At 59.2% G+C, this 23,274-nt stretch carries 23 protein-coding genes; 14 read left to right on the forward strand and 9 right to left on the reverse strand.

Annotated elements, in window-relative coordinates; all coding sequences use genetic code 11:
* Positions 1-204: 204 nt before the first annotated feature.
* From QZ196_RS13755 to holA, 4 genes are all read left to right on the forward strand, one after another.
* A complete protein-coding gene (locus QZ196_RS13755; RefSeq protein WP_296427415.1) occupies positions 205-546 on the forward strand; it encodes a DUF3576 domain-containing protein in 342 nt (113 codons plus the stop codon).
* Between the two features lie 75 nt (positions 547-621).
* Positions 622-3,321 (forward strand): leucine--tRNA ligase, encoded by a 2,700-nt coding sequence (leuS, locus tag QZ196_RS13760; RefSeq protein WP_296427352.1) that lies wholly within the window; start codon positions 622-624, stop codon positions 3,319-3,321.
* Positions 3,311-3,796 (forward strand): hypothetical protein, encoded by a 486-nt coding sequence (locus QZ196_RS13765; RefSeq protein WP_296427354.1) that lies wholly within the window; start codon positions 3,311-3,313, stop codon positions 3,794-3,796. The genes leuS and QZ196_RS13765 overlap by 11 nt, the downstream gene beginning before the upstream one ends.
* Positions 3,793-4,815 (forward strand): DNA polymerase III subunit delta, encoded by a 1,023-nt coding sequence (holA, locus tag QZ196_RS13770; RefSeq protein ID WP_296427357.1) that lies wholly within the window; start codon positions 3,793-3,795, stop codon positions 4,813-4,815. The genes QZ196_RS13765 and holA overlap by 4 nt, the downstream gene beginning before the upstream one ends.
* Before the next feature lie 133 nt (positions 4,816-4,948).
* Here holA and QZ196_RS13775 read toward each other — a convergent pair whose 3' ends face one another.
* The 3 genes from QZ196_RS13775 to QZ196_RS13785 form a co-directional block, all read right to left on the reverse strand.
* Positions 4,949-5,158, reverse strand: a complete 210-nt coding sequence (locus QZ196_RS13775; RefSeq protein WP_296427358.1) for a hypothetical protein — start codon at positions 5,156-5,158, stop codon at positions 4,949-4,951.
* A gap of 103 nt (positions 5,159-5,261) precedes the next feature.
* The gene (locus QZ196_RS13780; RefSeq protein WP_296427360.1) at positions 5,262-5,936 is read right to left on the reverse strand and encodes a YjbF family lipoprotein; all 675 of its coding nucleotides are present in this window, start codon (positions 5,934-5,936) and stop codon (positions 5,262-5,264) included.
* Positions 5,915-8,161 (reverse strand): YjbH domain-containing protein, encoded by a 2,247-nt coding sequence (locus tag QZ196_RS13785; RefSeq protein ID WP_296427361.1) that lies wholly within the window; start codon positions 8,159-8,161, stop codon positions 5,915-5,917. Before QZ196_RS13785 ends, QZ196_RS13780 begins: the two co-directional genes overlap by 22 nt.
* Positions 8,162-8,191: 30 nt before the next feature.
* Here QZ196_RS13785 and QZ196_RS13790 point away from each other — a divergent pair, with 30 nt between their 5' ends.
* Both QZ196_RS13790 and QZ196_RS13795 read left to right on the forward strand, forming a co-directional pair.
* Positions 8,192-8,854, forward strand: coding sequence for a hypothetical protein (locus tag QZ196_RS13790; protein ID WP_296427363.1), 663 nt, complete (start codon positions 8,192-8,194; stop codon positions 8,852-8,854).
* A 59-nt stretch (positions 8,855-8,913) separates the two neighbouring features.
* Complete coding sequence (locus tag QZ196_RS13795) at positions 8,914-9,495, forward strand: glutathione S-transferase family protein (RefSeq protein WP_296427367.1); 582 nt, start codon at positions 8,914-8,916, stop codon at positions 9,493-9,495.
* On the opposite strand, the gene QZ196_RS13800 is transcribed toward QZ196_RS13795, so the two are convergent.
* The 3 genes from QZ196_RS13800 to QZ196_RS13810 are packed head-to-tail and all read right to left on the reverse strand — an operon-like array spanning position 9,477 to position 12,008.
* Positions 9,477-10,640: a TIGR03862 family flavoprotein gene (locus tag QZ196_RS13800; RefSeq protein ID WP_296427369.1), complete on the reverse strand. Its 1,164-nt coding sequence runs from the start codon at positions 10,638-10,640 to the stop codon at positions 9,477-9,479. The genes QZ196_RS13795 and QZ196_RS13800 overlap by 19 nt on opposite strands.
* A complete protein-coding gene (locus QZ196_RS13805) occupies positions 10,633-11,253 on the reverse strand; it encodes an enoyl-CoA hydratase/isomerase family protein (RefSeq protein WP_296427371.1) in 621 nt (206 codons plus the stop codon). Before QZ196_RS13805 ends, QZ196_RS13800 begins: the two co-directional genes overlap by 8 nt.
* Positions 11,250-12,008, reverse strand: coding sequence for an SDR family NAD(P)-dependent oxidoreductase (locus QZ196_RS13810; protein ID WP_296427372.1), 759 nt, complete (start codon positions 12,006-12,008; stop codon positions 11,250-11,252). Before QZ196_RS13810 ends, QZ196_RS13805 begins: the two co-directional genes overlap by 4 nt.
* 116 nt (positions 12,009-12,124) lie before the next feature.
* On the opposite strand from QZ196_RS13810, the gene QZ196_RS13815 reads away from it, so the two are divergent.
* The 6 genes from QZ196_RS13815 to lpxK all read left to right on the forward strand — a co-directional run bounded on the left by QZ196_RS13815 (position 12,125) and on the right by lpxK (position 18,371).
* On the forward strand, positions 12,125-13,627 hold the full coding sequence (locus QZ196_RS13815; protein WP_296427373.1) for a DUF2125 domain-containing protein: 1,503 nt from the start codon (positions 12,125-12,127) through the stop codon (positions 13,625-13,627).
* A 130-nt stretch (positions 13,628-13,757) separates the two neighbouring features.
* Positions 13,758-15,104 (forward strand): TldD/PmbA family protein, encoded by a 1,347-nt coding sequence (locus tag QZ196_RS13820; protein ID WP_296427375.1) that lies wholly within the window; start codon positions 13,758-13,760, stop codon positions 15,102-15,104.
* The gene (locus QZ196_RS13825) at positions 15,091-15,882 is read left to right on the forward strand and encodes a 3'(2'),5'-bisphosphate nucleotidase CysQ (protein ID WP_296427377.1); all 792 of its coding nucleotides are present in this window, start codon (positions 15,091-15,093) and stop codon (positions 15,880-15,882) included. The genes QZ196_RS13820 and QZ196_RS13825 overlap by 14 nt, the downstream gene beginning before the upstream one ends.
* A gap of 36 nt (positions 15,883-15,918) precedes the next feature.
* Positions 15,919-16,164, forward strand: coding sequence for a DUF4170 domain-containing protein (locus tag QZ196_RS13830; protein WP_296427379.1), 246 nt, complete (start codon positions 15,919-15,921; stop codon positions 16,162-16,164).
* Positions 16,165-16,172: 8 nt separating this feature from the next.
* The gene (locus tag QZ196_RS13835; protein ID WP_296427381.1) at positions 16,173-17,369 is read left to right on the forward strand and encodes a glycosyltransferase N-terminal domain-containing protein; all 1,197 of its coding nucleotides are present in this window, start codon (positions 16,173-16,175) and stop codon (positions 17,367-17,369) included.
* A complete protein-coding gene (lpxK, locus tag QZ196_RS13840) occupies positions 17,370-18,371 on the forward strand; it encodes a tetraacyldisaccharide 4'-kinase (RefSeq protein WP_296427383.1) in 1,002 nt (333 codons plus the stop codon). It begins immediately after the preceding gene.
* On the opposite strand, the gene QZ196_RS13845 is transcribed toward lpxK, so the two are convergent.
* From QZ196_RS13845 to QZ196_RS13855, 3 genes are read right to left on the reverse strand one after another with little or no spacing between them, the layout of a single operon-like run.
* The gene (locus QZ196_RS13845) at positions 18,302-19,477 is read right to left on the reverse strand and encodes a CaiB/BaiF CoA-transferase family protein (RefSeq protein ID WP_296427417.1); all 1,176 of its coding nucleotides are present in this window, start codon (positions 19,475-19,477) and stop codon (positions 18,302-18,304) included. The two genes, lpxK and QZ196_RS13845, sit on opposite strands and share 70 nt — an antisense overlap.
* Positions 19,474-20,139 (reverse strand): DsbA family protein, encoded by a 666-nt coding sequence (locus QZ196_RS13850; RefSeq protein WP_296427385.1) that lies wholly within the window; start codon positions 20,137-20,139, stop codon positions 19,474-19,476. The genes QZ196_RS13845 and QZ196_RS13850 overlap by 4 nt, the downstream gene beginning before the upstream one ends.
* 13 nt (positions 20,140-20,152) lie before the next feature.
* Positions 20,153-20,662 carry a DUF721 domain-containing protein gene (locus QZ196_RS13855; protein ID WP_296427388.1) on the reverse strand — a complete coding sequence of 170 codons (510 nt, stop codon included), beginning with the start codon at positions 20,660-20,662 and terminating at the stop codon, positions 20,153-20,155.
* Positions 20,663-20,730: 68 nt separating this feature from the next.
* Here QZ196_RS13855 and mutY point away from each other — a divergent pair, with 68 nt between their 5' ends.
* The gene (mutY, locus tag QZ196_RS13860) at positions 20,731-21,801 is read left to right on the forward strand and encodes an A/G-specific adenine glycosylase (protein WP_296427390.1); all 1,071 of its coding nucleotides are present in this window, start codon (positions 20,731-20,733) and stop codon (positions 21,799-21,801) included.
* A 13-nt stretch (positions 21,802-21,814) separates the two neighbouring features.
* A complete protein-coding gene (locus tag QZ196_RS13865) occupies positions 21,815-22,963 on the forward strand; it encodes an alkane 1-monooxygenase (protein ID WP_296427393.1) in 1,149 nt (382 codons plus the stop codon).
* Positions 22,964-23,274 lie beyond the last annotated feature (311 nt).

Below are 23,274 nucleotides of genomic sequence, written 5' to 3' on the forward strand. Positions count from 1 at the left end.
GAAGCAGAAGAACCCAAAGAGAGAGCGACCCCTTGGGGTCGCTCTTTTTTTTTGTGATAGGCCATTTGCGGATAATTGCTTGTGACCTGCCCGCCTGTTCGCTACATATTTCGCGAATGTAGTAGGTCCCGGCTTGGGGGAAATGGTTTGATTTTGATGATACGCCTTGGACGTGCGGGCCTGATGGCCTTGTTGATTGGTGTGATGGCGGCCTGCGGTGGCGCTGTTCCAACACCGCGCGGCGCTGAAAATGTTGCCGTGAACCGTTACCTGTGGGCCGCATCGCTGGACGTGCTCAGCTTTCTGCCGGTGCAGTCCGCCGATCCGTTTACCGGCGTCATTTCAACCGGATTTGGCACGCCCCCCGGCACCAGCGCGGCCTATCGCGCAACCGTGCAAGTGACCGATCCCGCGCTTGATGCCCGTTCGCTGAACGTGGCGTTGCAATCACGCAGTGGCCCGGTTGCCTTGGAAACCCAGCGCGCCGTGGAAAATGCGATCCTATCGCGCGCCCGTCAGCTTCGTATTGCCGATGGTGCCCTATAGCCATCGGCACCCCGTCCGATTATGAATAGCGCCGGGCCTACCGCCCGGCGTTTCGTATTTTGAAAGACCCGTGACATGACCACATACACCCCCGCCGCGATCGAGGCGAAATGGCAAGACGCCTGGACACAGGCCGACACCTTCAAGGCGGTCCGCAGTGACGACAAGCCCAAGTATTATGTGCTGGAAATGTTCCCCTATCCGTCGGGCCGTATCCACATGGGCCATGTGCGCAATTACACGATGGGCGATGTGATCGCGCGGTACAAGCTGGCGACGGGGCATAACGTGCTGCACCCGATGGGCTGGGACGCATTCGGGATGCCCGCTGAAAACGCCGCGATGGCGTCGGGCGGTCATCCAAAGGACTGGACCTATCAAAACATCGCTGACATGCGCGCGCAGATGAAACCGCTTGGCCTTTCGATTGACTGGTCCCGCGAATTTGCTACCTGCGACCCGGAATATTACGGCCAACAGCAGGCGCTGTTTCTCGACTTTCTCGCCAAAGGGCTGATTTATCGTAAAAAAGCCGTCGTGAACTGGGACCCGGTCGATATGACCGTGCTGGCGAACGAACAGGTGATCGACGGCAAGGGCTGGCGGTCCGGCGCAGACGTCGAACGCCGCGAGCTGGTGCAGTGGTTCTTCAAGATATCCGACTATTCCGAGGAATTGCTGACCGCCATCGACAGTCTGGACAACTGGCCCGCCAAGGTAAAGCTGATGCAGGCGAACTGGATCGGCAAATCCCGCGGCTTGCAGTTTGCGTTCACCCGCACGGACGGCGGCGAGATCGAGGTTTACACCACCCGCCCCGACACCTTGATGGGCGCGTCTTTCGTGGGCATTTCCCCTGACCATCCGATTGCCAAGGAACTGGAGGCGAAAGACCCCGCCATTGCCGCGTTCTGTGCGCAATGCCGCAAGGGCGGCACGACGGCAGAAGCGATAGAGAAGGCCGAAAAGCTGGGCCATGATACGGGGCTGCGTGTGACGCACCCGATGGATGACGCATGGGAACTGCCCGTCTATATCGCGAACTTTATCCTGATGGACTATGGCACCGGCGCGATTTTCGGCTGCCCTGCGCATGACCAGCGCGACTTTGAGTTCGCCCGGAAATATGGCTTGCCGATCATCGCGACCTTCCTGCCGTCTGAGGATGGTCCAGCCGAATTGTCTCAGGCCTATGTCCCGACCAAGACCGAGGCGGTGACCTATGTGAGGGGGTTTGCCGGGGACAAGGTGCAGACAGGTGAACAGGCCGTCGATGCCGCCATCTTCCATTGCGAAAGCCACGGCATCGGGCAGGGCGTCACGAAATTCCGCCTGCGCGACTGGGGCCTTTCCCGCCAGCGGTATTGGGGCTGCCCGATCCCGGTTGTGCATTGCGATGATTGCGGCGTTGTGCCGGAGGCCAAGGAAAACCTGCCGATAGAGCTGCCATATGACGTGACATTCGACGTCCCCGGCAACCCGCTTGACCGGCACCCGACATGGCGCGACTGTGCCTGCCCCGCCTGCGGCAAGCCTGCCACCCGCGAGACGGATACGATGGATACGTTTGTCGATTCGTCATGGTATTATGCGCGCTTCACCGCGCCCCACGCCGACACGCCGACCAATCTGGAAGACGCGCAATATTGGATGAACGTGGACCAATATATCGGCGGAATCGAACACGCGATCCTGCACCTGCTCTATAGCCGGTTCTTTGCCCGCGCGATGAACCTGACGGGCCATTTGCCAGACAAGGCGCGCGAGCCGTTTGACGCCCTGTTCACGCAAGGGATGGTGACGCATGAGATTTACGCGACGGAGCACGATACGGGTCGAAAGACGATATTTGAGGATGGACGGGAAGAACCAATATTCGGTTGGTTATATCACCTGCCGAAAGACGTCTTTGTATTTAGCGATCTCGATGGAAATCGGAGGGCAATCCTTAAGGATGAACTCAAGAAGGAAAAACTCAACGCAGGCGACAACTTTAAGTTTAATGTTGAACTAATGGGAAAGGGCATTGAGGATTTATCGCGCCTCCAACAGACTTTTACGAAAGTGGAAATCATCCCCTCCGCCAAGATGTCGAAGTCCAAAAAGAACGTCGTCGATCCCGATGACATCCTGCAAAAATACGGGGCCGACACCGCCCGCTGGTTCGTCCTGTCCGACAGCCCGCCCGAACGCGACGTGGAGTGGACAGCATCCGGCGCCGAGGCGACGTTCAAGCACCTTAGCCGGGTTTACCGCATCGCAACCGACATCGCCGACATGCCTGACGAGGGCGGGACCGGCGACGATGACCTGCTGCGTGCCATGCACAAGGCGGTTCACGATGTAACGATGGGCGTTGAAAGCTTTGGCTTTAATGCGGCCATCGCCAAGCTTTATGCATTTACCAATATCCTTGCGAAATCCAAGGCGGGCGGCACGGTCAAGCGTGAGGCGATCAGGGTTCTGGCGCAGTTGATGTCGCCGATGACGCCGCATTTGTCCGAGGATGTCTGGGCCATGACGGGCGGCGCGGGTCTGGTTGCCAATGCCGCCTGGCCAGTTGCCGACCCTGCGATGTTGATCGAAGACACCGTGATCATGCCGATCCAAATCAACGGCAAGCGTCGGTCGGAAATTGCCGTTGCGGCGAATGCCAGCAAGGAAGCGGTTGAAGAATTGGTGATGGCGCTGGATGTTGTGCGAAGGGCGCTAAATGGCGCCGCACCTAAAAAGCTGATCGTCGTACCGGGACGGATTGTGAACATTGTCATCTAAACGCATCTCTCGTCGCATCGCCATGCTGGGGCTTTTGGCTCTGGGTGGCTGCGGCTTTGCGCCGATCTATGGCGATGGCGGTGCGTTCCGGGGTGCGATTGCGTTCGAAACACCACAGAGCGTTGCAGGGTTTCGTCTGCGCGAACGGCTGGAATATCGGCTGGGCCAACCCGGCGCACCGCGCTACGTGCTGCGCGTGACCCTGTCGGAGCAACGCAGCCCTGCTGCCATTACGGCGGCGGGCGACACCACCCGCTTTAACGTTCTTGGCGCAGCCGAGTGGACGCTGATAGCTGCGGATACTGATGCTGAAATCGGCGCTGGAGAGGTCGCAACCTTTACCAGCTACGCGGCAACGGGATCCACGGTTGCTACACAGGCCGCAGCAACCGATGCGACTGCGCGCCTTGCCGTTGCGCTTGCTGATATGCTCGTCAGTCGGCTTCTTATTCTATCGCCGGACCTGACCCCATGAAGCTGTCAGGTGCTGCGGCAACGGCTTATTGCCGCAAGCCTGATCCGGCCCACAAGGGCCTCTTGATTTTTGGCGCGGACCCGATGCGCGTTGCGGGAAAACGACAAGAGGCCATTGCAGCCCTTCTTGGCCCGCAGGGCGAAGCAGAAATGCGCCTGACCCGGATTAACGCCGCCGATCTGCGTAAAGATCCCGCATTGTTGGATGATGCAATTAAGGCCCAAGGCTTTTTCCCCGGTCACCGCGTTGCCTTTGTGGAGGGCGCCACTGACCTCATGAGCAAGGTGGTTGACGCCGCGTTGCGTGACTGGAAACCGGGTGATGCACAGGTGATCGTGACGGCGGGGCAGCTGACGGCCAAGTCGCCGCTCCGCAAGATTTTCGAAGTGCACCGGACCGCCGTGGCGATCGGTATCTATGATGAACCACCGACCGTGGCCGATATCGAACACGCGCTGGCGCAGGCTGGTGTCGCACAACCGATCCGTGATGTCATGGATGCGCTCATCGCACTTGGGCAATCACTTGAGCCGGGAGATTTCCGGCAGACTGTCGAAAAGATCAGCTTGTACAAGCGCGGCGATGACAGCCCGCTTTCGGTTGCCGACGTATTGGCCTGTGCGCCGCAATCTGCGGAAGTTGACGTTGATGATGTTCTTGAGGTGGTCGCGCTGGGTCAGGCGGATCAGCTTGGTCCGGTTTTGCGCGATCTCTATGCGCAGGGCGTGACCCCTGTGACGCTGTGCATAGGCGCGATGCGACATTTCCGGCGGCTGCACGTCGTCGCCTGCGACCCCGGTGGTCCTGCTGCTGGTGTGGGGCGACTACGGCCGCCGGTGTTCGGCCCGCGCCGGGACAAGATCGTTCGGCAGGCTGGGCACTGGGGCCGCGACCGGCTAGAGCGCGCATTGACGGCCCTCACGGATGTCGATTTGCTGCTGCGGTCTGCGAACACCGCGCCACAAGGTGCGTTGATGGAGCGCACGTTGATCAGGCTGGCGATGATGGCGCGCCGCTAGCATGCCCTACGGCACATGCGGGCGTTACCTGCGGGGTTTCGTTTCCGCATTAAAAAAGGCGGGCCGTCAGGCCCACCTTTCGGTTCGAACAGAACCAGCAATGCTCAACGGCTTGTGCCGCTGAGTGTCGCTATTAGTTGTTGTTTGCAGCTGCTGCGATCAGAAGTGCAGCAAGCACACCCAGGATCACATATGTGCTGCTGATGGATGAACCAGCCGGTGCCATTGTCTCTTCGACAACGACGACGGGTGCTTCCATCACTTCTGGCGACAGGCCGCCAGCATTTGCGGCAACGGCGGAAACAGCAAAAGCTGCGGCGGCAAGAGTAGTTGTAAGGCGCATGTCGGTACTCCAATAAATGCACTGGTGGGTTACGCTTCTAGAACGTCCACATTTTTGCATTTAATCAGGCTGGTATGCAAAATCCAAGGGGGGGAGAATTTGTTCAGAATGCATCAATCTGCAGGTAACCTGCATCTGGAGATACCGCTTGCAAGCTGCGCAGAATCACACCAGCGTCATTTACCCAATAAACGTTGGTAAATTGTAGCCCTTCACCCTGACATTCCTCCTCAAAACGGACTGAATTGAGGGTATTTTGCAGCCTTTCTATGACCTCCGGCCCTTTGAAAGCGATGCTACACTGCAACAGTTGAGTAGAAATACTGTCAAGGTCAGTCAGGAATTCATGCTCCCTTCGCGCTTTTCCGCCTCCTGCGCGGATCGCGTGCCATGTTTCGGAGACATTTGCGCCGATCAAATCACGCGGGAGACCACGCGTTGCGGCAATAATCCCGTTTTCAAGCGTCAGGGTCATGTTGCTGCCATCAACCCATGTGACGCGCGGCCCGTTGGTGCCGGCCCGGGCCATGGTGTCCCATCTGTTGATGTTGCTGATATTGACCCGCATGTATTTTCCGGGGCTTGATAGGATCTCGTCTTGTGAAACCGCCAGGCCCGATGCCGCAACAGGTGGCGCGCCCGCGATGCGTGTCGCCGCCAATTCCAAAACCTGTGCGCCGGTGCTGCCTTCGTTCAATGGTCCGCAAGCGGCCAGCGCGACGGTTGCCGCGCCTAAACAAATCCAAAATTTATGCATCATCGCCAGAACCGCCCCCATGTGTCAGAAAGATCGGCAACGTGTGCGTCACGCACGACGTCATAAAGCCGCCCGTCCAGTTCCAGCCGGGCACCGCCATCGCCGAGTTGCGTCTGGAACGTATTGCTGTAGCTGGCCCGCGTTGCCGCGCCGGTAAAGAAATCCTGCGGTATCACAATCCGGACCCCCTTGCTGTACGAGCCATCCCCGAAGTCGTCATACGACAAATCTGTTTGCGTCACGTAGGCACCGACACGAAACCCGTTCGCAAATTCGCGGTCGACAGACAGTGTCGCGCCCCAATCCCCCGCCAGATAGCGGCCGACATCCAATTGCGTGTGGTAGCCGTTCCCAAGGTCATAATATGCCGAGATATGGCCTGTAACGGTGTCATAGTCGTATTCGTCAAAACCGAACAACATGTCCGTATTGCGTTGCGCCGCATAGTTCAGTTCGGCACCGATCCCAAGATGGCTATCGACCGGCTTCCACAGTAGTTCACCTGACACGCCGCCAAACATCCGCTCCAGATACCCAAGGCTGACCCGGCTATAAAGATTCCGCGCAGGCCGCGCATAATGGTTCACGGTAAGCGTTTGGAGCACCGGCACCCCGTCGTCACCATAATAGCCACCGTCGGTGCGGACATTTTGAACGTCGGGTGTACTGTCGGCGATGGGATCGTCTTTTGCTGCATTGATTACGCTTTGGCCGAGCGCGCCAGCAATGACAAGATTGGGCCTGATCGTGTAGATGCCCCGCAGGGTAAGACCGGCATCAACTCTTACCGATCCGCCTTCGTTAAAGGGAATAATTGCGAAATAGGACCCCAAACCCCAAGTCCAATTGGATGGAGCGATTGCGGGTGGTGCGCTGTCACGGGCATCGGCGAATACGGCGCGGTCAAACATCGTCTGGCTTGCTTGGGGCTGGTTTTCAAGTTGTTCAAGATCGCGGCGCATAATGGTCGTCGCAGACAGCGGCATGCCGCGATCCTCGGGGATCAGCGTAAAGGTCTGGATGGGCGCGGGCAGGACCTGTGTCATCAGCCGCGCAACACGGCCCATTGCCTGTGCCTGCGACCTGTAACGCCCGTTGACATAGCGGACACGCGCCGTTGTATCGGTCAGGTTCAGGCCAGATAGGGTGATCCCCTCAGCTTCCAGCAATGTCCGAAGGGCGCTTTGCAATACGGGTTCGGGCAGTACTGCCCGGTCCCATGTGGCGGCGGCGCGGCTGTTTGTTGCGGTGACTTTGACGGGCACGGGTGCCGTTTCCCGCCCGCTCATCCCTGGGCGGTTGTTGGCGTTAAGCGAGAATGTCCCCGACAGCGCGACCTCGGTCCCGTAAAGATAGGCGAGACCAACCTGCACGCCGTCGCGTGGTCGGTAGGTCACGCCAAGGTTATACGGCGTTTCTACATCGACTGCGGGGGCAAAAGCCTGCTGTGGATAGGCAATCGACGCGTACTCCGCCTTGATGCCCCAACTCTCATTGATCTGATATTCCACGCCACCAAACAGTGCCGCGTCGCCGTGAAACCATTGACTGCTGGCCAACTGTCCTTCGGGCGTGGACTCGTCAAATATCGGGCGTGTGTCCAGCGCGGCATCCAGACCGCCAAGCGGGTTGTCAAATCCATCCCGCGTGCCCATCGCGCCCCAGCCAAGGCCCGCCGACACAGTCAGGGCTTCACCAATCGTCTTGGACGCCACCAGATATTCGGACCCAAAACGGCCCGGCGTCAGAAAATCCCGCAAGCCGATAGCGATGGCAGGCAGATAGGTGGTTTCGTCGTTGAACCGATAGCGCAGGTCAAAGCCCCGCTCAAATACGCCGTCCACGATGGTGGATGTCGGGTCACCATAAAGATCCACAATCGAATAGCGCAGGCTGCCCGACAGGCGATCCGTGATTTGAAAGGTGAACGTCGTGCGTGCCAGCCCGTCCGCATAACTGAATGTGGCCGCCAGCGCGCCAGCATCGGCGCTTTGTGCGGTGGGCATCTCAAGCAGGCCGGGGGCGCCGTTCAGGGAGTAAGTGACCCCGGCATCCTGTGCAAAGGCCAGATGGCTTGAACAAATACCCACCAGTGCCGCCAGACAAACGGGTGCGCGCATGATGAAATCTCCAACAAACTCTTCGCATTTGTGTACCGCGATCCCCGCTGATTTGGAAACCCGAAAGCCGCAACGCCACTGCGACAGCAGAAATGACCCCGAAAATACGCCATGCGGGTACATCATTTGTTAACTGTACTGCGGTCAATGTATGGCATGTTTGTTTCTCATAGTTGTCGTTTTGTCGTTTTTCCTGATCCGCTGGGTGCCTGCCCTTGGATGGCGCGTGCGTTGCAGCCTTGGCTGGATCAGCCTGTTGCCGCAGATCAGCATAGCAGCGGGGCAATCACGCTTTTCGATGGTATGACACCCGCCGAGGCTGAACTGGCGTTTGATATCATGGGCATGCCGTTTCGGAATTATGTCCGCATTGCTATCGTACGAAATCCCTACCTTAAAATGTCACAGCTCTATGATCGGATTGCCGATACCGACCGCGTGTGGCAATTACGGCGCCGTCTTGGCGCCAGTGATCCGGACTTTGCCCGATGGTTGCGCAGCACGCGCGCAGATCACGTTGGCGCAGGCCATCGGACGGGTCCACGCTGGCGACGCTTTGGAGCGTGGTCAGCAAAAGAATGGTGCGGTGATCACATCACGCATATCGCCCGGGCAGAGTTCGCGAAGCATGACCTGACGCAGGCCTTCAAGGCCATCGGCATTTGCCCGGCCTTTGGCGGACGTGCAAGTGACGCTAACTATGTTCTGCCGGTTGGGCGTCACTACGATTCCGCCAGCACCGACTTGATCCGGAAAAGATACGATTGGGACCTCAGCTTCTACGAAGGTGCCGGTCCTCACTTGCGTCTGGTCGCGTAACGCGGATTGCAATCGGACGAAAACATTGACCAAATACGCCCAGCAGAACGGAGGCGGCTATGTATCAGGTCATCGGCGGCAAGAAATCTCGGACAATGCGCGTACTTTGGGCATTGGAAGAATTAGGCCAAACCTATGAGCATATGCCAGAGGCGCCGCGATCGGATGCTGTGCAGCGTCTCAATCCGTCGGGTAAAGTCCCTGTTTTGGTCGATGACGGCCACGTCCTGACTGATTCGACAGCGATTGTGACGTACCTGGCGGACAAGCACGGTGCGTTGACGCATCCGGCGGGGTCGATTGCCCGGGCGCATCAGGACAGTCTGACGCAGATGGTCCTGGATGAAATGGATTCCGTCTTGTGGATGGCTGCGCGCCATAGTTTCATCCTGCCAGAAGACATGCGCATGCCGGACATCAAGGATAGTCTGCGGTGGGAATGGAACCGCAGCATGGATCTGCTTGCCGACCGTATTGCGGGCCCCTACCTGACTGGCGAGACGATGACGGTTGCCGATATCATTTGCGCGCATTGTCTGAATTGGGCCACGGGCATCAAGTTCGACATCACGCCGGAACCACTGCGGGCTTATCACCTGCGCATGCGCGAACGGCCCGCGCTTCAGCGGCTTATGGCATAAGCGGCCGCAGCCTGCCCGACCCAGCGCCCCGTCGCCAGACAGCCTGTGATCAGGTAACCGCCCGTCGGCGCCTCCCAATCCAGCATTTCACCGGCGCAAAACACGCCGGGCCTGTCGCGCAACATCAAACCATCGGTCAGCGCATCAAACCGAACACCACCCGCCGTTGATATCGCCTCATCCATCGGGCGCGGTCCTGCGTGCCGAATGGGCAGCGCCTTGATCAGATTGCCCATATCATCGGGAAAGGGCCGCCCGAATTCGGACAGCAGCCCGAGCCGCAGGGGGTCCAGCCGCAACACCTTGCGCAGGTGGTTGGACAGGCTGGTCTTGCCGTGTGGTTTCTGCAGCGCCGCCTGCACCCGCGCGATCGGCCAGTCTGGCAACAGGTCGATGGCCAGCGTCGCGCCTTGGCGTATGGCGCGCGACAGCGTATAAATGCCGCCGCCCTCAATGCCGCGACGAGAGATGATAAATTCGCCGCGCGTGCTCTCATTGCCAGCGCTCAGGCCGACTGATTTCACAGGCATGCCCAGAAACCGCGTCATGTGATCGGACCAGTCGACGACAAAGCCCATGTTTGCGGGTGCAAATGGCGAGACCGTGCCGGACACATACTGTGACCACGCGCCATCCGATCCCAATCGCGCCCAGCTTGCGCCGCCAAGGGCAAGCACTGTCACCTTTGGCGCAAGGCAAACACGCCCTTGCGGCGTGTCGAATAGCGTTTGCGCCCCGTCCCAACCGCACCAGCGCCACCGCATTTTCAGCGTGACGCCAGATGTGCGCAGCCGCGCCAGCCACGCACGTAATAACGGCGATGCTTTCATGGCCGTGGGAAATACCCGCCCAGTCGATCCGGTGAACAGTGGCTGCCCCAGTCCTTCGGCCCACGCCATCACGGCGTCTGGCCCAAAGGCGGCAATTGCGCGCTGCATAACATCTGGCATGTTGCCGTAGGCCGCTGCAAAATCAGCGGGCGCTTCGGCTTTGGTCAGGTTCAGGCCGGATTTACCTGCCATCAGAAACTTGCGCCCGACGGACGGCATTGCATCCGCGATGGTCACGTTGTGCCCGGCGTCAGTCAGCATTTCGGCGGCCATCAACCCGGCAGGTCCGGCCCCAATGACCAATGCGTCATGCATTGTCTGGCGCGATCATCTGCTTGATGTTGGTGATATGCGCCGCGTTTGCGGCCAAACTGTCCTGCCCAAGGGTCCGTGCCAGCCCCAGTAGATCGGGCGCGTCAACAATCCTGTCGATCAGCCCCCACTGCAGCGCCTCGTCCGCAAGAACCTTTTGTCCGGCCATCAAGATCATTTTGGTCCGGGCCGGCCCGACAAGCGCGGCCATGCGCCCCGGGTCCGAGGGTTGCGGTAGAAAACCCAGTTTCATGACGGGGTAAAAGAACTTGGCCGTTGGCACCGATATCCGCAGATCACAGGCCAGCACCATGCCAAACGCACCCCCCGCCATAGTCCCGTTCAGGGCAGCGACCGTCAGGCCGGGTAACGCGGCAATGGCTGACGATAGCTGCTCCCACAGCGGGTCCACGGCCAAACCTGCCTTTGCTGCATCAAGATCGGCGCCTGCGCTGAACACAGAGCCGGTTCCGGTCAGGATCAGCGCTTTGGCCGTTTGTGCGTCCTGGGCAATCTGCGTCAGTGTGACCAGCATATCGCGGGTCAGGGCACCTGCTTTGTCGGGGCGATTGATGGTGACGGTCCAAAGATCGCCATCGCGGTCACAGCGGATCACGCGACGCCAACCTTTTGACGGATATCTGTATCACGCAGGCTGATATCCGTGCCAAGATAGCCGTCAGCGGCGGATGTACACATCCACAACAGCGCCTGCGCGGGCCATTCGGGTGGAATATGATCTGACCAATCAAGTTGGCTGATCGGGTTGATGCCCGACGCCTTGATGTCGCGCTGCATATCGGTGGCAACGGTGCCGGGCGACAGGCCCATGATCCGCAGGCCCTTGTCGCGGGCTTCGTGGTCGGCCACGCGGGTCAGCATGTACGCACCGGCTTTTGAGCAGCAGTAAGCTGACCAGCCTTCGACCGGGCCATGCGCCGCACCTGAAGAGATCGTAATAATGGTGCCGTGACCCTGTGCGATCATGCCGGGCATCGTGGCCCGCATCCCGTGCATCACGCCCTTCAGATTGATGTCGACGGCGCGCGACCACGTTTCGGGGTTGATGTCCGACAGGTTGCCAATCGGGTCGATGACCCCGGCATTGCCGATCAGCACGTCAAGCCCGCCAAACGTCCGCGCGGTCGCGGCAACCGCTGCCTCGACCTCGGGATAGCGGGAAACATCGCAAGGGATTGCAAGCGCGTTGTTGCCGATTTCGCCTGCAAGTTCTGCGATGGCATCGGTACTGCGTGCCAAAAGGGCCACATTTGCGCCCGCGGCGGCAAAAGCGCGGGCTGTTGCCGCCCCTATACCGCGGCTGGCGCCGGTGATAAGCACGGTTTTCCCTACCATGTTGAACTTTTTCACACTTGGCCCTTTCGATCTGATCTACAGATAGCTAGTTAATAATCGTCATTTCCGCACCTTGCACCATATTACAAGGCATGGATCACTCCGAAAGATATATAACGAAAGGTAATCAGATGACCTACTCGACAGGATTGCGCGGCGCGGCATGTTTTGCAGCGCTGGTTGCAGGCGGGGCTGCACAGGCCGATGTTACCGCTGCTCAGGTTTGGGATGACTGGAAAGCACAGCTTTCTCTTTATGGCGAAGACAGCGTCACCATCGGAAGCGAAAAAAGCACCGGCGACACGGTGACGGTCCGTGATCTGGCGTTGAACGTGGACGATGGCACTACACAAACTGCTGTGAATATGGGTGATATCACATTCAGCGAACTGGGTGATGGTACGGTGCGCGTGGTGATGGCCGACAGCTATCCGATTGCCGTGACCGGTGACGATGGCGTTGTCGTTACCATTCTGGTCAGTCAGTCCAACATGGACATGGTTGTGAGCGGCGATGCCGATGAAATGAATTACGCCATTTCGGCTGACCATTATACGATCGAACTGCAAGACATCGTTGATGGTGACATTACGTTCACAGGCGACGTCAGCATTGTCGCCAGTGACCTTAGCGGCAGCTACACGACAAGCGCCGATGAACTGCGTTATATCTCTTACGGGCTGAACATTGGCGCGCTGGACCTTTTGGCGGACATCGAAGTGCCAGATGCGGATGGCCAATATGTAACGGCGAGCGGCAAGATTGAGGGTATGATCCTGGAGGCAGAGATGACGCTGCCGCTGGATGCCGACTTTGAGAATCCGAATGATCTTTTTGCGAATGGCTTTGCGGTTTCTGGTGGCTACACAATCGACAGCGGCGCCTATGTCTTTGACGTGAATGCAGAGGGTGAAAGGGTGGCCGGATCGGTCAGCACTGGCGCGGCACGACTGCAAGGCGAGATGAACCGCGATATGGTTGCCTATGAGGCCGAGACGAAAAATCTGGCCGTCAACATCACCACGCAAGCGCTGCCTTTACCTGTCGAAGTGGGTCTGGAAAAATACGGTGTCGGGTTTGAAATGCCCGTCGGAAAAACGGACGAGCCCCGCGACTTTGGCCTGCGTCTGGATTTCACGGGTTTGACGGTTAGCGATATGATCTGGGACATGCTCGATGCGGCCAAGGTTTTGCCCCGTGATCCTGCAACGATCCAGCTGGATATCGCCGGTACGGCCCGGCCTATGTTTGATCTGCTTGATCCCGCGCAGGCGGAGGCGCTCGGCCGCTCTGACATGCCGGTGGAGCTGAACACGCTCACATTGAACAACATCAGGATCGCGCTGGCCGGGGCTTTGGTGACGGGTCAGGGGGCATTCACCTTTGATAACACCGACATGACCACTATCGAAGGCATGCCGCGTCCCCAGGGCGATGCAATTTTTGAAATCATCGGCGTGAATGCACTGATGGATAATCTGGTGTCGATGGGTCTGCTGCCGCAGGATCAGGTCATGGGCGGTCGGATGATGCTGGGTATGTTTGCCCGGGTCACTGGCGATGACCAACTGGAAACGAAACTCGAGGTCAACGGCGAAGGTCATGTCATCGTGAATGGCCAGCGCCTGCGCTAAGCCCAAAAAGTGACGGTGCAATGGGGGACCATTGCTCCGTTTTTCGTATCATCATGGGCGGCGCGCGCGTCACAGAGCCTTGCAGGCTGCAGATGCGCGCACTAGGTCATTGTGGAACAAAGGATACCGCATGACCCAGTCTCTTTCTGACCTGACCCAGCAGCTTTTGGATGTGGCCCGCCGCGCTGGTGCCGATGATGCCGACGCTATCGCCGTCGATGGTACATCGGTTTCGATTGATGTGCGTGCTGGCAATTTGGAACATGCCGAACGTTCCGAAGGGACCGAGATCGGTTTGCGGGTCCTCTTGGGTCGGCGGCAAGCCTGTGTGTCATCCTCGGATACCAAGCTTGCCACGATGATGGAGATGGCCGAACGCGCGATCGCGATGGCCAGAGAGGCCCCCGAGGACCAACATGTCGGGCTGGCGGATCCGTCGCAGGTGACGCAGGACACCGACGTCAGCGCGCTTGAAATTTTTGATCCCAGCGACGAACCGGACCCGGCCATGTTGCAGGATTATGCGGCCCGCGCCGAGGCGGCGGCCCTGCGCAATCCCTGCATCAGTCAGGTTCAGTCGGCATCGGCGGGTTATACCAATCGACGCGTCCACCTGACCACGAGTAATGGCTTTTCCGGTGGTTTTGCCCGGACATCGCATGGGCTGTCTTGCGTCGCGATCAGCGGGACCGGGTCGGATATGGAACGCGACTATGACTATGACAGCCGCGTGTTTCAGATGGATTTGCGCGATCCAGACGACATCGGTACATCGGCTGCCGCCCGTGCGGTGGAACGTGTCGGCGCCAAGAAGCCCAAGACGGGCGCTTACCCGGTGCTTTTTGACGAACGGGTTGCCAGTGCACTGATAGGCAGCTTGCTGCAGGCGTGTGACGGTTCCAAGGTCGCGCGGGGGTCCAGTTGGCTGCGCGATGCCATCGGCGAACAGGTCCTGCCAAAAGGGCTGTCGCTGATAGAAGACCCGCACCGCCAGCGCAGCGCATTGTCGCGGAAATTCGATGCCGAAGGGCTGATGACGTCCCGGCGTGCGATTGTCGATGATGGGGTCCTGACCGGATGGACGCTTGACCTTGCCACGGCGCGAAAGCTGGGGATGCAAAGCACCGCGAACGCGTCGCGCGGCACCAATGCGCCACCGTCACCAAGTTTGACTAATGTCATGTTGACGCAGGGCGACCAAAGCCGTGATGATTTGATCCGGCAAATGGGCACCGGCCTACTGGTGACGTCGATGATCGGATCAACGATCAATCCCAATACCGGCGATTATTCCCGTGGCGCAGCCGGATTTTGGGTCGAGAGCGGCGAAATTGCCTATCCGGTGAACGAATGTACCGTCGCGGGGAACCTGCGCGAAATGCTGATGCGGATCATTCCTGCGAATGATGCACGGACGTATCTGACACGGGTCGTTCCGTCCTTGCTGGTCGAAGGTTTGATCCTTGCCGGTGACTGACCTCGCGCTGCTGGTGGCAGCCGCACGGGGGGCTGGTGACGTGGCGATGCGATACTTTGGCAAGAACCCGGGGATTACCGACAAACCCGACGGTGCAGGACCCGTGACCGAGGCGGATTTGGCTGTGAACGACATGCTGTACGGTATGCTTGGTGACGTCCGGCCCAGCTATGGCTGGCTGTCCGAAGAGACCGAGGATAGCGCGACCCGTCTTGCGACCAAACGCCAGTTTGTCATTGACCCAATCGACGGCACGCGGGCGTTTATCGCAGGCAACCGCGACTGGGCGCATTCGCTTGCCGTCGTCGAGGACGGTCAGGTGCTTGCCGCCGCCGTCTATTTGCCGGCGCGCGACCTGATGTTTGCCGCGATCCTTGGTGGCGGGGCGACGGTCAATGATGCGCCTGCGCGGGTTTCCCTGGCCGCATTGGATGACGCAACGGTTCTGGCCGCCAAGCCAAATTTCGAAGGGCGTTTTTGGCAGGGCGGCGCGACACCCCCGGTTAACCGCGCTTTTCGGTCATCGCTGGCGTATCGGCTTTGTCTGGTCGCACAGGGGCGCTTTGACGGTATGCTGACACTGCGGCCCAGTTGGGAATGGGATATTGCCGCCGGTGCCCTGATCGCATCAGAGGCCGGAGCCGTCGTGACCGATCAGGTCGGCATGCCGCTGCGTTTCAACAACCCGCACCCACAGGTGCCCGGCGTTTTGGCCGCAGGACCAGATTTGCACGCTCATCTAGCCCAGCGGCTTGAGCAGTCGCACGCAAAGCCCTAGTGTGGGCACAACTATAGCACTCGCAAAGGTTTTCTCATGACACAGCGTCTTCACCTAGTCTTCGGCGGCGAACTTGTCGATCCGACAAAGAACGCGTTCAAGGATGTCGACGCGATCGACATTGTTGGGATGTACCCAGACTATTCGAGCGCGTATGCCGCATGGAAAGGTGCCGCGCAGCGCACCGTGGATGACGCCCATATGCGTTATTTCATTGCCCATATTCACCGCTTGCGGGACGAAGAGAAAGAAAGCTCGACGACCGAAGAACTTGGCCACTAAGATTTGGGATGGCACGATCTCTTTCCATCGCCGTCTATCTTGCCAGCCTTGGATCATCTGACCGCGCGGCACGGCTGACCGACCAGCCGCCGCGCCCGCCGGGTGTTGTGATTTGGGCGCGCTGCAGTGACCCCGAGCAGCTGACCGCGATTGAGACGCTGCATCGCAAGCTGACCGAAGACGGGGACCCGGTGCGGGTCATTGCAACGCTGCGTGATTGGACCGAATCCTTGTCGGCCCGCGCCTTGGCCGAACCGAAGGGCAAAGCAAACATTCGTGCGTTCATCAGTCATTGGCGACCGACGATGGTGATCTGGGTTCGCGGTGATCTGGCCCCGCTTTTGCTGGCTGAAATTCGCACGGCACAGGTGCCAAGCATGTTGGTGGATGCAACCGTAGACGGGCTGGAGCAGATGACGGGCAGCTGGGTTCCCGGTGCCATGCGGTCGCTTTTGTCACAGTTTGACCCGGTTCTGACCATTGATCAAAATGCAGCCGAACGGCTGATCCGTGCCGGCGCGCGCCCCGGCATTGTCCGCGTGAGCGGTGCAATGGAAGATTGCGCACCACCGTTACCATGCAGCGACGCCGAACGTCGTGAATTGGCCCAAAGCATTGGCACCCGGCCTGTTTGGCTGGCTGTTTCCGCTGACTTGCACGAATGGTCCGAGTTATGCGCGGCGCATGTTTTGGCAAGCCGCCGCGCACATCGGCTTTTGTTGATCGTCGTGCCGCGCGATTCTGCGGATGCGGCGATTTTTGCGACCAACCTGCGAAGTGCGGGGTTACATGTGACATTACGGTCGCAAGAACCGGAACCGGCTGAGCCAACACAGGTCTATGTCATTGATACCGATGAAGAGCTGGGTTTGTGGTATCGCATTGCGCCGACGACCTATTTGGGCGGCACGCTGCACGGCGCTGCCACCCGCGACCCGTTCGAGGCAGCCGCGCTTGGTTCGGCCGTTCTTTATGGTCCGCAGGTGGCGCCATTCCAAAAACATGCTGCCCGGCTGAATGCGGCCGGGGCGTCTCGCCTGATCCGGTCGGCAACCGACCTTGGCCCAGCGGTTGAGACGTTGCTGGCCGTTGATAAGGCCGCAATTCTGGCGCATGCGGCGTGGGATGTGACATCACGGGGGGCTGATGTCACGAACCGGATTGTCGGTATTATTCAACGTCGCCTTGCAGAGTTGGGTCATTAGATGCGCGCGCCCGACTTTTGGTTCACATCGCCGCATCGCCCTGCAGTGATCGCACGATTGCTGGCGCCGTTGGGAATGATCTACACCCGCGCAACGGCCCATCGGGTGGGCCGGGGCCGGGGCTACAAAGCCCGCGTGCCGGTGATCTGCATTGGCAACATCAATGTTGGGGGCACCGGGAAAACGCCCACCGCCATCGCTTTGATAGCGCGGCTGAACGCGCGCGGGCAGACGCCCCACGTTGTCACCCGTGGCTATGGCGGAACCCTGACAGGTCCGGTGCAGGTGGATGGTAGCACCCATAGCGCCGCGCAAACCGGGGATGAACCGCTGCTTTTGGCGGCCTTTGCCCCCACGTGGGTGGCGCGCGATCGTGCCGAAGGCGTGAAGCGGGCGCAGGAGGCGGGCGCGACTGTCATTTTGCTGGACGATGGATTTCAAAACCCGTCGGTGATGAAAGATATGTCGATTATTGTGGTTGATGCATTGCGCGGTTTTGGCAACGGTCGCGTGCTGCCAGCGGGGCCGCTGCGTGAACCGGTCAAGGCTGGGCTGTCGCGTGCCGACATCGTTTTGTCGATCGGGCCACCTGCCGCGCAGGATCGGTTTGCTGCGGATTGGCCGCTGCCCGTCCAACATGTGACTGGTCATCTGGCCCCACTGCTGACGGGAATGCCATGGCGCGACCTGCGGCTGTTGGCCTTTGCCGGCATCGGGCATCCGGAAAAGTTTTTTGCCACCCTGCGCGACATGGGGGCCACTGTTGTCCGGGCCGAACCGTTGGCCGATCATCAGCCGCTGACCGATGCCCTGATGAAACGGCTTGAGATCGAAGCGCAGGTGCTCAAGGCGCAGCTTGTCACGACCGAAAAGGACGCTGTCCGCCTTCCTGACAGCTTTCGCATGAAGGTGGTGACCCTGCCGGTCCGCCTTCAGGTCGACGACTGGGGTCTGCTTGATGCCGCATTGGACAAACTGGGGCTTTCGTCCAGCAAGTCCTGATCTGCGCCAAGCGCGGGTGATGGTTTTGTCGGGGTGACATCTGCATCGGAAAAGGTGATTGGCAACCGCACGGACGGGACCCCATCCAGATCAACCTGCATTCCGCGATGCACGACCTGCGGGTCGGCGAAAACGTCTGCCATGTCATTGATCGGGCCTGCGGGTACGCTTTGTGCCTCGCAGGCGGCAAGCAGGTCGGCCTTGGTCCATTGCAGCGTCTGCCGGGTCAATTGTTCGGCAAGCGCCGCACGATTGGCCAACCGGGCGGCGTTGGTCGCATAAAGCGGATCATCGGCCAAGTCCGCAACGCCTAAAAGCGCGCAAAACCTGTGGTACTGGCCGTCATTGCCACTGGCAACGATGATGTAACCGTCGGCGCAATCAAACACCTGATAGGGCACGATATTGGGATGCGCGTTGCCCATACGCTGTGGGGCGTTGCCGGTGACAAGGTAATTCATCGCCTGATTGGTCATCACCGCCGTCGCCACGTCCAGCAGGGCCATGTCAATATGCTGGCCCTTGCCCGTTGTCTGCCGCTGGTGGACTGCCGCCAGAATGCCAGTGCAGGCATAGATGCCGGTGAAGATATCGGTGACCGCTACGCCCACTTTTTGTGGTTGGCCGTCGGGTTCACCAGTGACGGACATCATCCCGGACATACCTTGGATGATGTAGTCATAGCCGGCCCGTTTCGCATAGGGCCCATCTTGGCCAAACCCGGTGATGGAACAGTAGATCAGCCGGGGATTCAGCGCCGACAGGCTGGCATAGTCGAGCCCGTATTTGGCCAGACCGCCCACCTTGAAATTCTCGATGAGAATATCGGCGTCGGCGACCAATCTGCGGACTTGCGCCTGCCCCTCGGTGGTCTGAAAGTCAATGACGACAGACTTTTTTCCGCGATTGCAGCAATGAAAGTACGCGGCACTTTCTGCGCCAGCATGGTTCACAAAGGGTGGCCCCCACTGGCGTGTATCATCGCCAGCGGGGGCTTCTACCTTAATGACTTCGGCCCCAAGATCGGCAAGCGTTTGTCCTGCCATAGGGCCGGCAAGGACCCGTGCGAGTTCAACGACCTTCAGGCCTGCCAGCGACTGCATCAGCCCAGCTTTTCATCCAGAACATTGGCAAATTCATCATAGGCCATGTTGGAATACTTCTGATTGTTAATCAGGAAGCTGGGGGTGGAGGTGATCCCGTCTTTTTCTGCGTTGGCCTGATACCAAGTATACAGGCTTTCGGCCTTTGCCCCATCGCTCAGGCAGGCATCAAGGGTTGCATCGTCAAGGCCTGCGGTCTTGGCCAGCGTACGCAAATCCTGCACGATCGTAGCGGGGTCGCCGCTGCCCAGCCAATCGCTCTGCCGCTCGTAGATTACCTCTGAGACACCAAAGAAGAATTCGGGCGTGTCGGTGCAGCGCGCAATCAATGACGCCCAAAGACCGGGACGATCAAAATAGACCTCGCGGTAGATGAAATTGATCTTGCCGGTGTCAATATAGTTGGCCTTGAGCGACTGGTATTGATTGGCATGGAAAGCCGCGCAATGTGGGCAGGTGAACGACGCATATTCAACCACCTCTACCGCAGCATCAGGATTGCCCTGCGACATTTCAATAACGGTTGGCAGTGCGCCATCCGCAGCCTGCGCATTGGCGGCACCGGGCAACAATCCTGTTTCCGCATCAGGCCGGGTCAGTGACCATCCCGCGCCCAAAGCCACAAGAGCACCGCCGCCAGCGGCCAAAAGAGTTCTACGTTCCATATTCAACCTCTGATCAGGATTTTTGTTTGGATAAGACATTTGCCCCCAGCGCGGCAAGAGCGCTGCGCAAATCATCGCTTTGTACATCGATAGATAGGGCGTTTGCTGCCGATTGCACGGCGGGACTGTGTGTTTTGTTCACTTTGGGGGCGGGGGCAAACGCCACGCGCCCCTCGGCAAAGCCGGTTGGGGCTGTCTGCGTGATCCGCACGCGTGAAATCGCCCGGTAGCCGTAACAGGCATTCACCTTTTCGCGGATATGCTCTTTTTGCATTTCCAGCATCGGGGCTTGCGCGCCTGTCGTCAGCACGGTCAGCGTGGCCCCCATGCCGTTTTTGCCATAGCTCACGCTGATGGGCGTGGCGATCTGCGCGGTTGCCTCGCCGATGACTTCGGCCCAATGGGTCAAAAGACGCGTCACAGCAAAGCCGCGCTGTTCGCTTGCGGTGCGGATACGGGTCTGCAACAGGCTGGAGGCCCGTGAAAATCCGCGTGTCGTGCTGGCGTGGCGTGGCTGTTTCATATCTATGGACTACTGTATGTGAACTGACGCGCCAAGTCAGTGAAACTGCGACGAAGGGTAAATAAACATTGCGTGACCTCAGTTCTCAGCTTTTGGCATGGTATGATGACCATGCGCGGGAAATGCCGTGGCGGGTATCGCCTGCGGATCGCAAGGTGGGCGTGCGGCCTGATCCATATGCGGTTTGGATGTCAGAGGTGATGTTGCAGCAAACCACCGTCGCGGCAGTGCGGAATTACCATCGTAAATTCATGGGCTTGTGGCCTGCGGTCCGGGATTTGGCCGCCGCAGAGGACGCGGATGTGATGGCGGCCTGGGCCGGTCTTGGTTATTATGCCCGCGCGCGCAATCTGTTGAAGTGCGCCCGTGCAGTGGTGTCTGAACATGGGGGCGTTTTCCCGGAGACGAACGACCAGTTACTGACCTTGCCGGGGATCGGTCCCTATACCGCCGCTGCAATATCGGCGATTGCGTTTGATCGGGCCGAAACGGTGGTCGATGGCAATGTCGAACGGGTGATGTCGCGGATCTATGATGTGCATACGCCCTTGCCCGCCGCCAAACCGCAGCTGACTGCGCTGGCCAGAGCGCTGACCCCTGACAGGCGTCCGGGGGATTATGCGCAGGCGGTTATGGATTTGGGCGCGACAATCTGCACGCCGCGCAGTCCGGCCTGTGGTATTTGTCCGTGGCGTGAACCCTGTGCGGCGCGGCTGGCCGGGACGGCGGCAGAATTACCCAGGAAAACCCCAAAGAAAAAGACCCCGACACGGCATGGCATCGCCTATGTCGTGCGCCGCGAGGATGGGGCGTGGCTGCTTGAAACGCGCCCGGAATCCGGGCTGTTGGGCGGTATGCTGGGATGGCCGGGGTCCGATTGGAGAGATGCGCCTGCGCCCACACCAACGCCGCCGCTTGCCACAGATTGGGTGGCCTTGGAGCAAGAGGCGCGCCATACGTTCACCCACTTCCACCTCCGGCTGCAAGTCATGACGGCGCGTGTGCCGTTGGGTGTGAACCCTGAGCGCGGGACGTTTGTGGCGCACGCTGACTTTCGCGCGGCAGCCTTGCCTACGGCGATGCGGAAGGTCTACGATTTGGCTATTGTGACGCTGCACCCTGATGGCGTTGCAGGATAGGTAGAGGATTGAAATGACGGCGATTTCCGGCACTGCAAAAATCGCGCGCCTAAGTTCGGCGTTGCCGTTCTGGTTGTCGCTGGGGCTGATCCCGCTTGCGTGGGTGGGGACGATTTGGGGTGGTTGGACCGTATTTTTGCTGCCGATGGCCACGTGGTATCTGTTTTCGATTATTGATATATTCGCAGGTCTGAACACGGAAAACCCAGACCCGCAGACGCCGCAAGAGCAGCTTTTTTGGTACCGTCTGATCACGCTGATCTGGGCACCTTTGCAGGCGGTCACGGTGTTTGGCGTGCTTTGGTTCGTGACGGCCGGCGGGCATTTGGACCCCTGGGAAATGGTGGTTCTTTTTGTGGGTGTCGGGGTGGTCACGGGGACGATCGGGATCACCTATGCGCATGAATTGATGCACCAGAAACCAAAGGCAGAGCGGTGGATGGCTGATATCTTGCTGGCGATGGTGCTATATGGACATTTCCGGTCAGAGCATCTGCTGGTGCATCATCGCCATGTGGCGACGCCGCGCGACCCTGTCACGGCGCGCTATAACGAAGGGTTTCACCGGTTTTTCATCCGTGTTCTGCGGCAATGCCCGGCGTCATCGTTCAAGGCGGAAAAGGCCATGTTGGCCCGCAAGGGACTGCCTGCGCACGATAAATCCAATCCGTTCTGGCGCTATGGGATGTTGCAGGTCGGGTTCGTCATGCTGGCTTGGTTGGTTGGTGGCTGGCTGGGTGTGCTGCTGTTTGCGGTGCAGGCCGCGACGGCGATCTGGCAGCTGGAACTGGTGAATTACGTCGAACACTATGGCCTGACCCGCAAGCATTTGGGTGCCGGGACATATGAACATGTGCAGCCGCGCCATTCGTGGAATGCGGCGCATAAGGCATCGAATTGGCTGTTGATCAATTTGCAGCGCCATTCGGATCATCATTATAAACCCGACCGACGGTTTCCGGTCTTGCAGACCTATTCTGCGGCTGACGCGCCGCAGTTGCCCTATGGCTATCCGGTGATGACGATGGTGGCGATGGTGCCGCCGGTGTGGCGGCGTGTGATGAATGGCCGGGTGCGGCAATGGCGCAAAATGCACTACCCCGAGATCACGGATTGGTCGGCGTATAAGGCGGGCACGAATCCGATGCCACGCGAAACCTGAAAGCACCGTACGCGCAACGCCCGGCGGGTTTTTGAGCGGGGGCTGCACCTGATCCCTATTAACGCCATGAAAAAAAGGGGTTTCGGCCATAAATAATGCGCACAGAACCTGTACAGAACCCGTAGGTACGTGTGTACCGATGGCCCCCGGTTAATGCAGCGCGCGGCGCAAGTGTGACCAAAAGGGTAAGGAATATGCGATACCGGCGGCAAAGAGCAGCGCGGCGTCGGGGCTGGCAAATTACCTTCTACAATCTGCACCATAAACGGGATAGAAATTGGACGTTGCAAGAAATTTGGCGAAAATCATTT

It is taken from the genome of Yoonia sp. (genome assembly GCF_017854565.1).
GTDB lineage: Bacteria > Pseudomonadota > Alphaproteobacteria > Rhodobacterales > Rhodobacteraceae > Yoonia.

Coding starts and splice junctions, on each gene's coding strand:
- QZ196_RS13755 (WP_296427415.1), top strand. CDS start 205: ATGGCGGCCTGCGGTGGCGCTGTTCCAACACCGCGCGGCGCTGAAAAT.
- leuS (WP_296427352.1), top strand. CDS start 622: ATGACCACATACACCCCCGCCGCGATCGAGGCGAAATGGCAAGACGCC.
- holA (WP_296427357.1), top strand. CDS start 3,793: ATGAAGCTGTCAGGTGCTGCGGCAACGGCTTATTGCCGCAAGCCTGAT.
- QZ196_RS13775 (WP_296427358.1), bottom strand. CDS start 5,158: ATGCGCCTTACAACTACTCTTGCCGCCGCAGCTTTTGCTGTTTCCGCC.
- QZ196_RS13780 (WP_296427360.1), bottom strand. CDS start 5,936: ATGGGGGCGGTTCTGGCGATGATGCATAAATTTTGGATTTGTTTAGGC.
- QZ196_RS13785 (WP_296427361.1), bottom strand. CDS start 8,161: ATGATGTACCCGCATGGCGTATTTTCGGGGTCATTTCTGCTGTCGCAG.
- QZ196_RS13790 (WP_296427363.1), top strand. CDS start 8,192: ATGTTTGTTTCTCATAGTTGTCGTTTTGTCGTTTTTCCTGATCCGCTG.
- QZ196_RS13795 (WP_296427367.1), top strand. CDS start 8,914: ATGTATCAGGTCATCGGCGGCAAGAAATCTCGGACAATGCGCGTACTT.
- QZ196_RS13800 (WP_296427369.1), bottom strand. CDS start 10,640: ATGCATGACGCATTGGTCATTGGGGCCGGACCTGCCGGGTTGATGGCC.
- QZ196_RS13815 (WP_296427373.1), top strand. CDS start 12,125: ATGACCTACTCGACAGGATTGCGCGGCGCGGCATGTTTTGCAGCGCTG.
- QZ196_RS13820 (WP_296427375.1), top strand. CDS start 13,758: ATGACCCAGTCTCTTTCTGACCTGACCCAGCAGCTTTTGGATGTGGCC.
- QZ196_RS13830 (WP_296427379.1), top strand. CDS start 15,919: ATGACACAGCGTCTTCACCTAGTCTTCGGCGGCGAACTTGTCGATCCG.
- QZ196_RS13835 (WP_296427381.1), top strand. CDS start 16,173: ATGGCACGATCTCTTTCCATCGCCGTCTATCTTGCCAGCCTTGGATCA.
- lpxK (WP_296427383.1), top strand. CDS start 17,370: ATGCGCGCGCCCGACTTTTGGTTCACATCGCCGCATCGCCCTGCAGTG.
- QZ196_RS13850 (WP_296427385.1), bottom strand. CDS start 20,139: ATGGAACGTAGAACTCTTTTGGCCGCTGGCGGCGGTGCTCTTGTGGCT.
- QZ196_RS13855 (WP_296427388.1), bottom strand. CDS start 20,662: ATGAAACAGCCACGCCACGCCAGCACGACACGCGGATTTTCACGGGCC.
- QZ196_RS13865 (WP_296427393.1), top strand. CDS start 21,815: ATGACGGCGATTTCCGGCACTGCAAAAATCGCGCGCCTAAGTTCGGCG.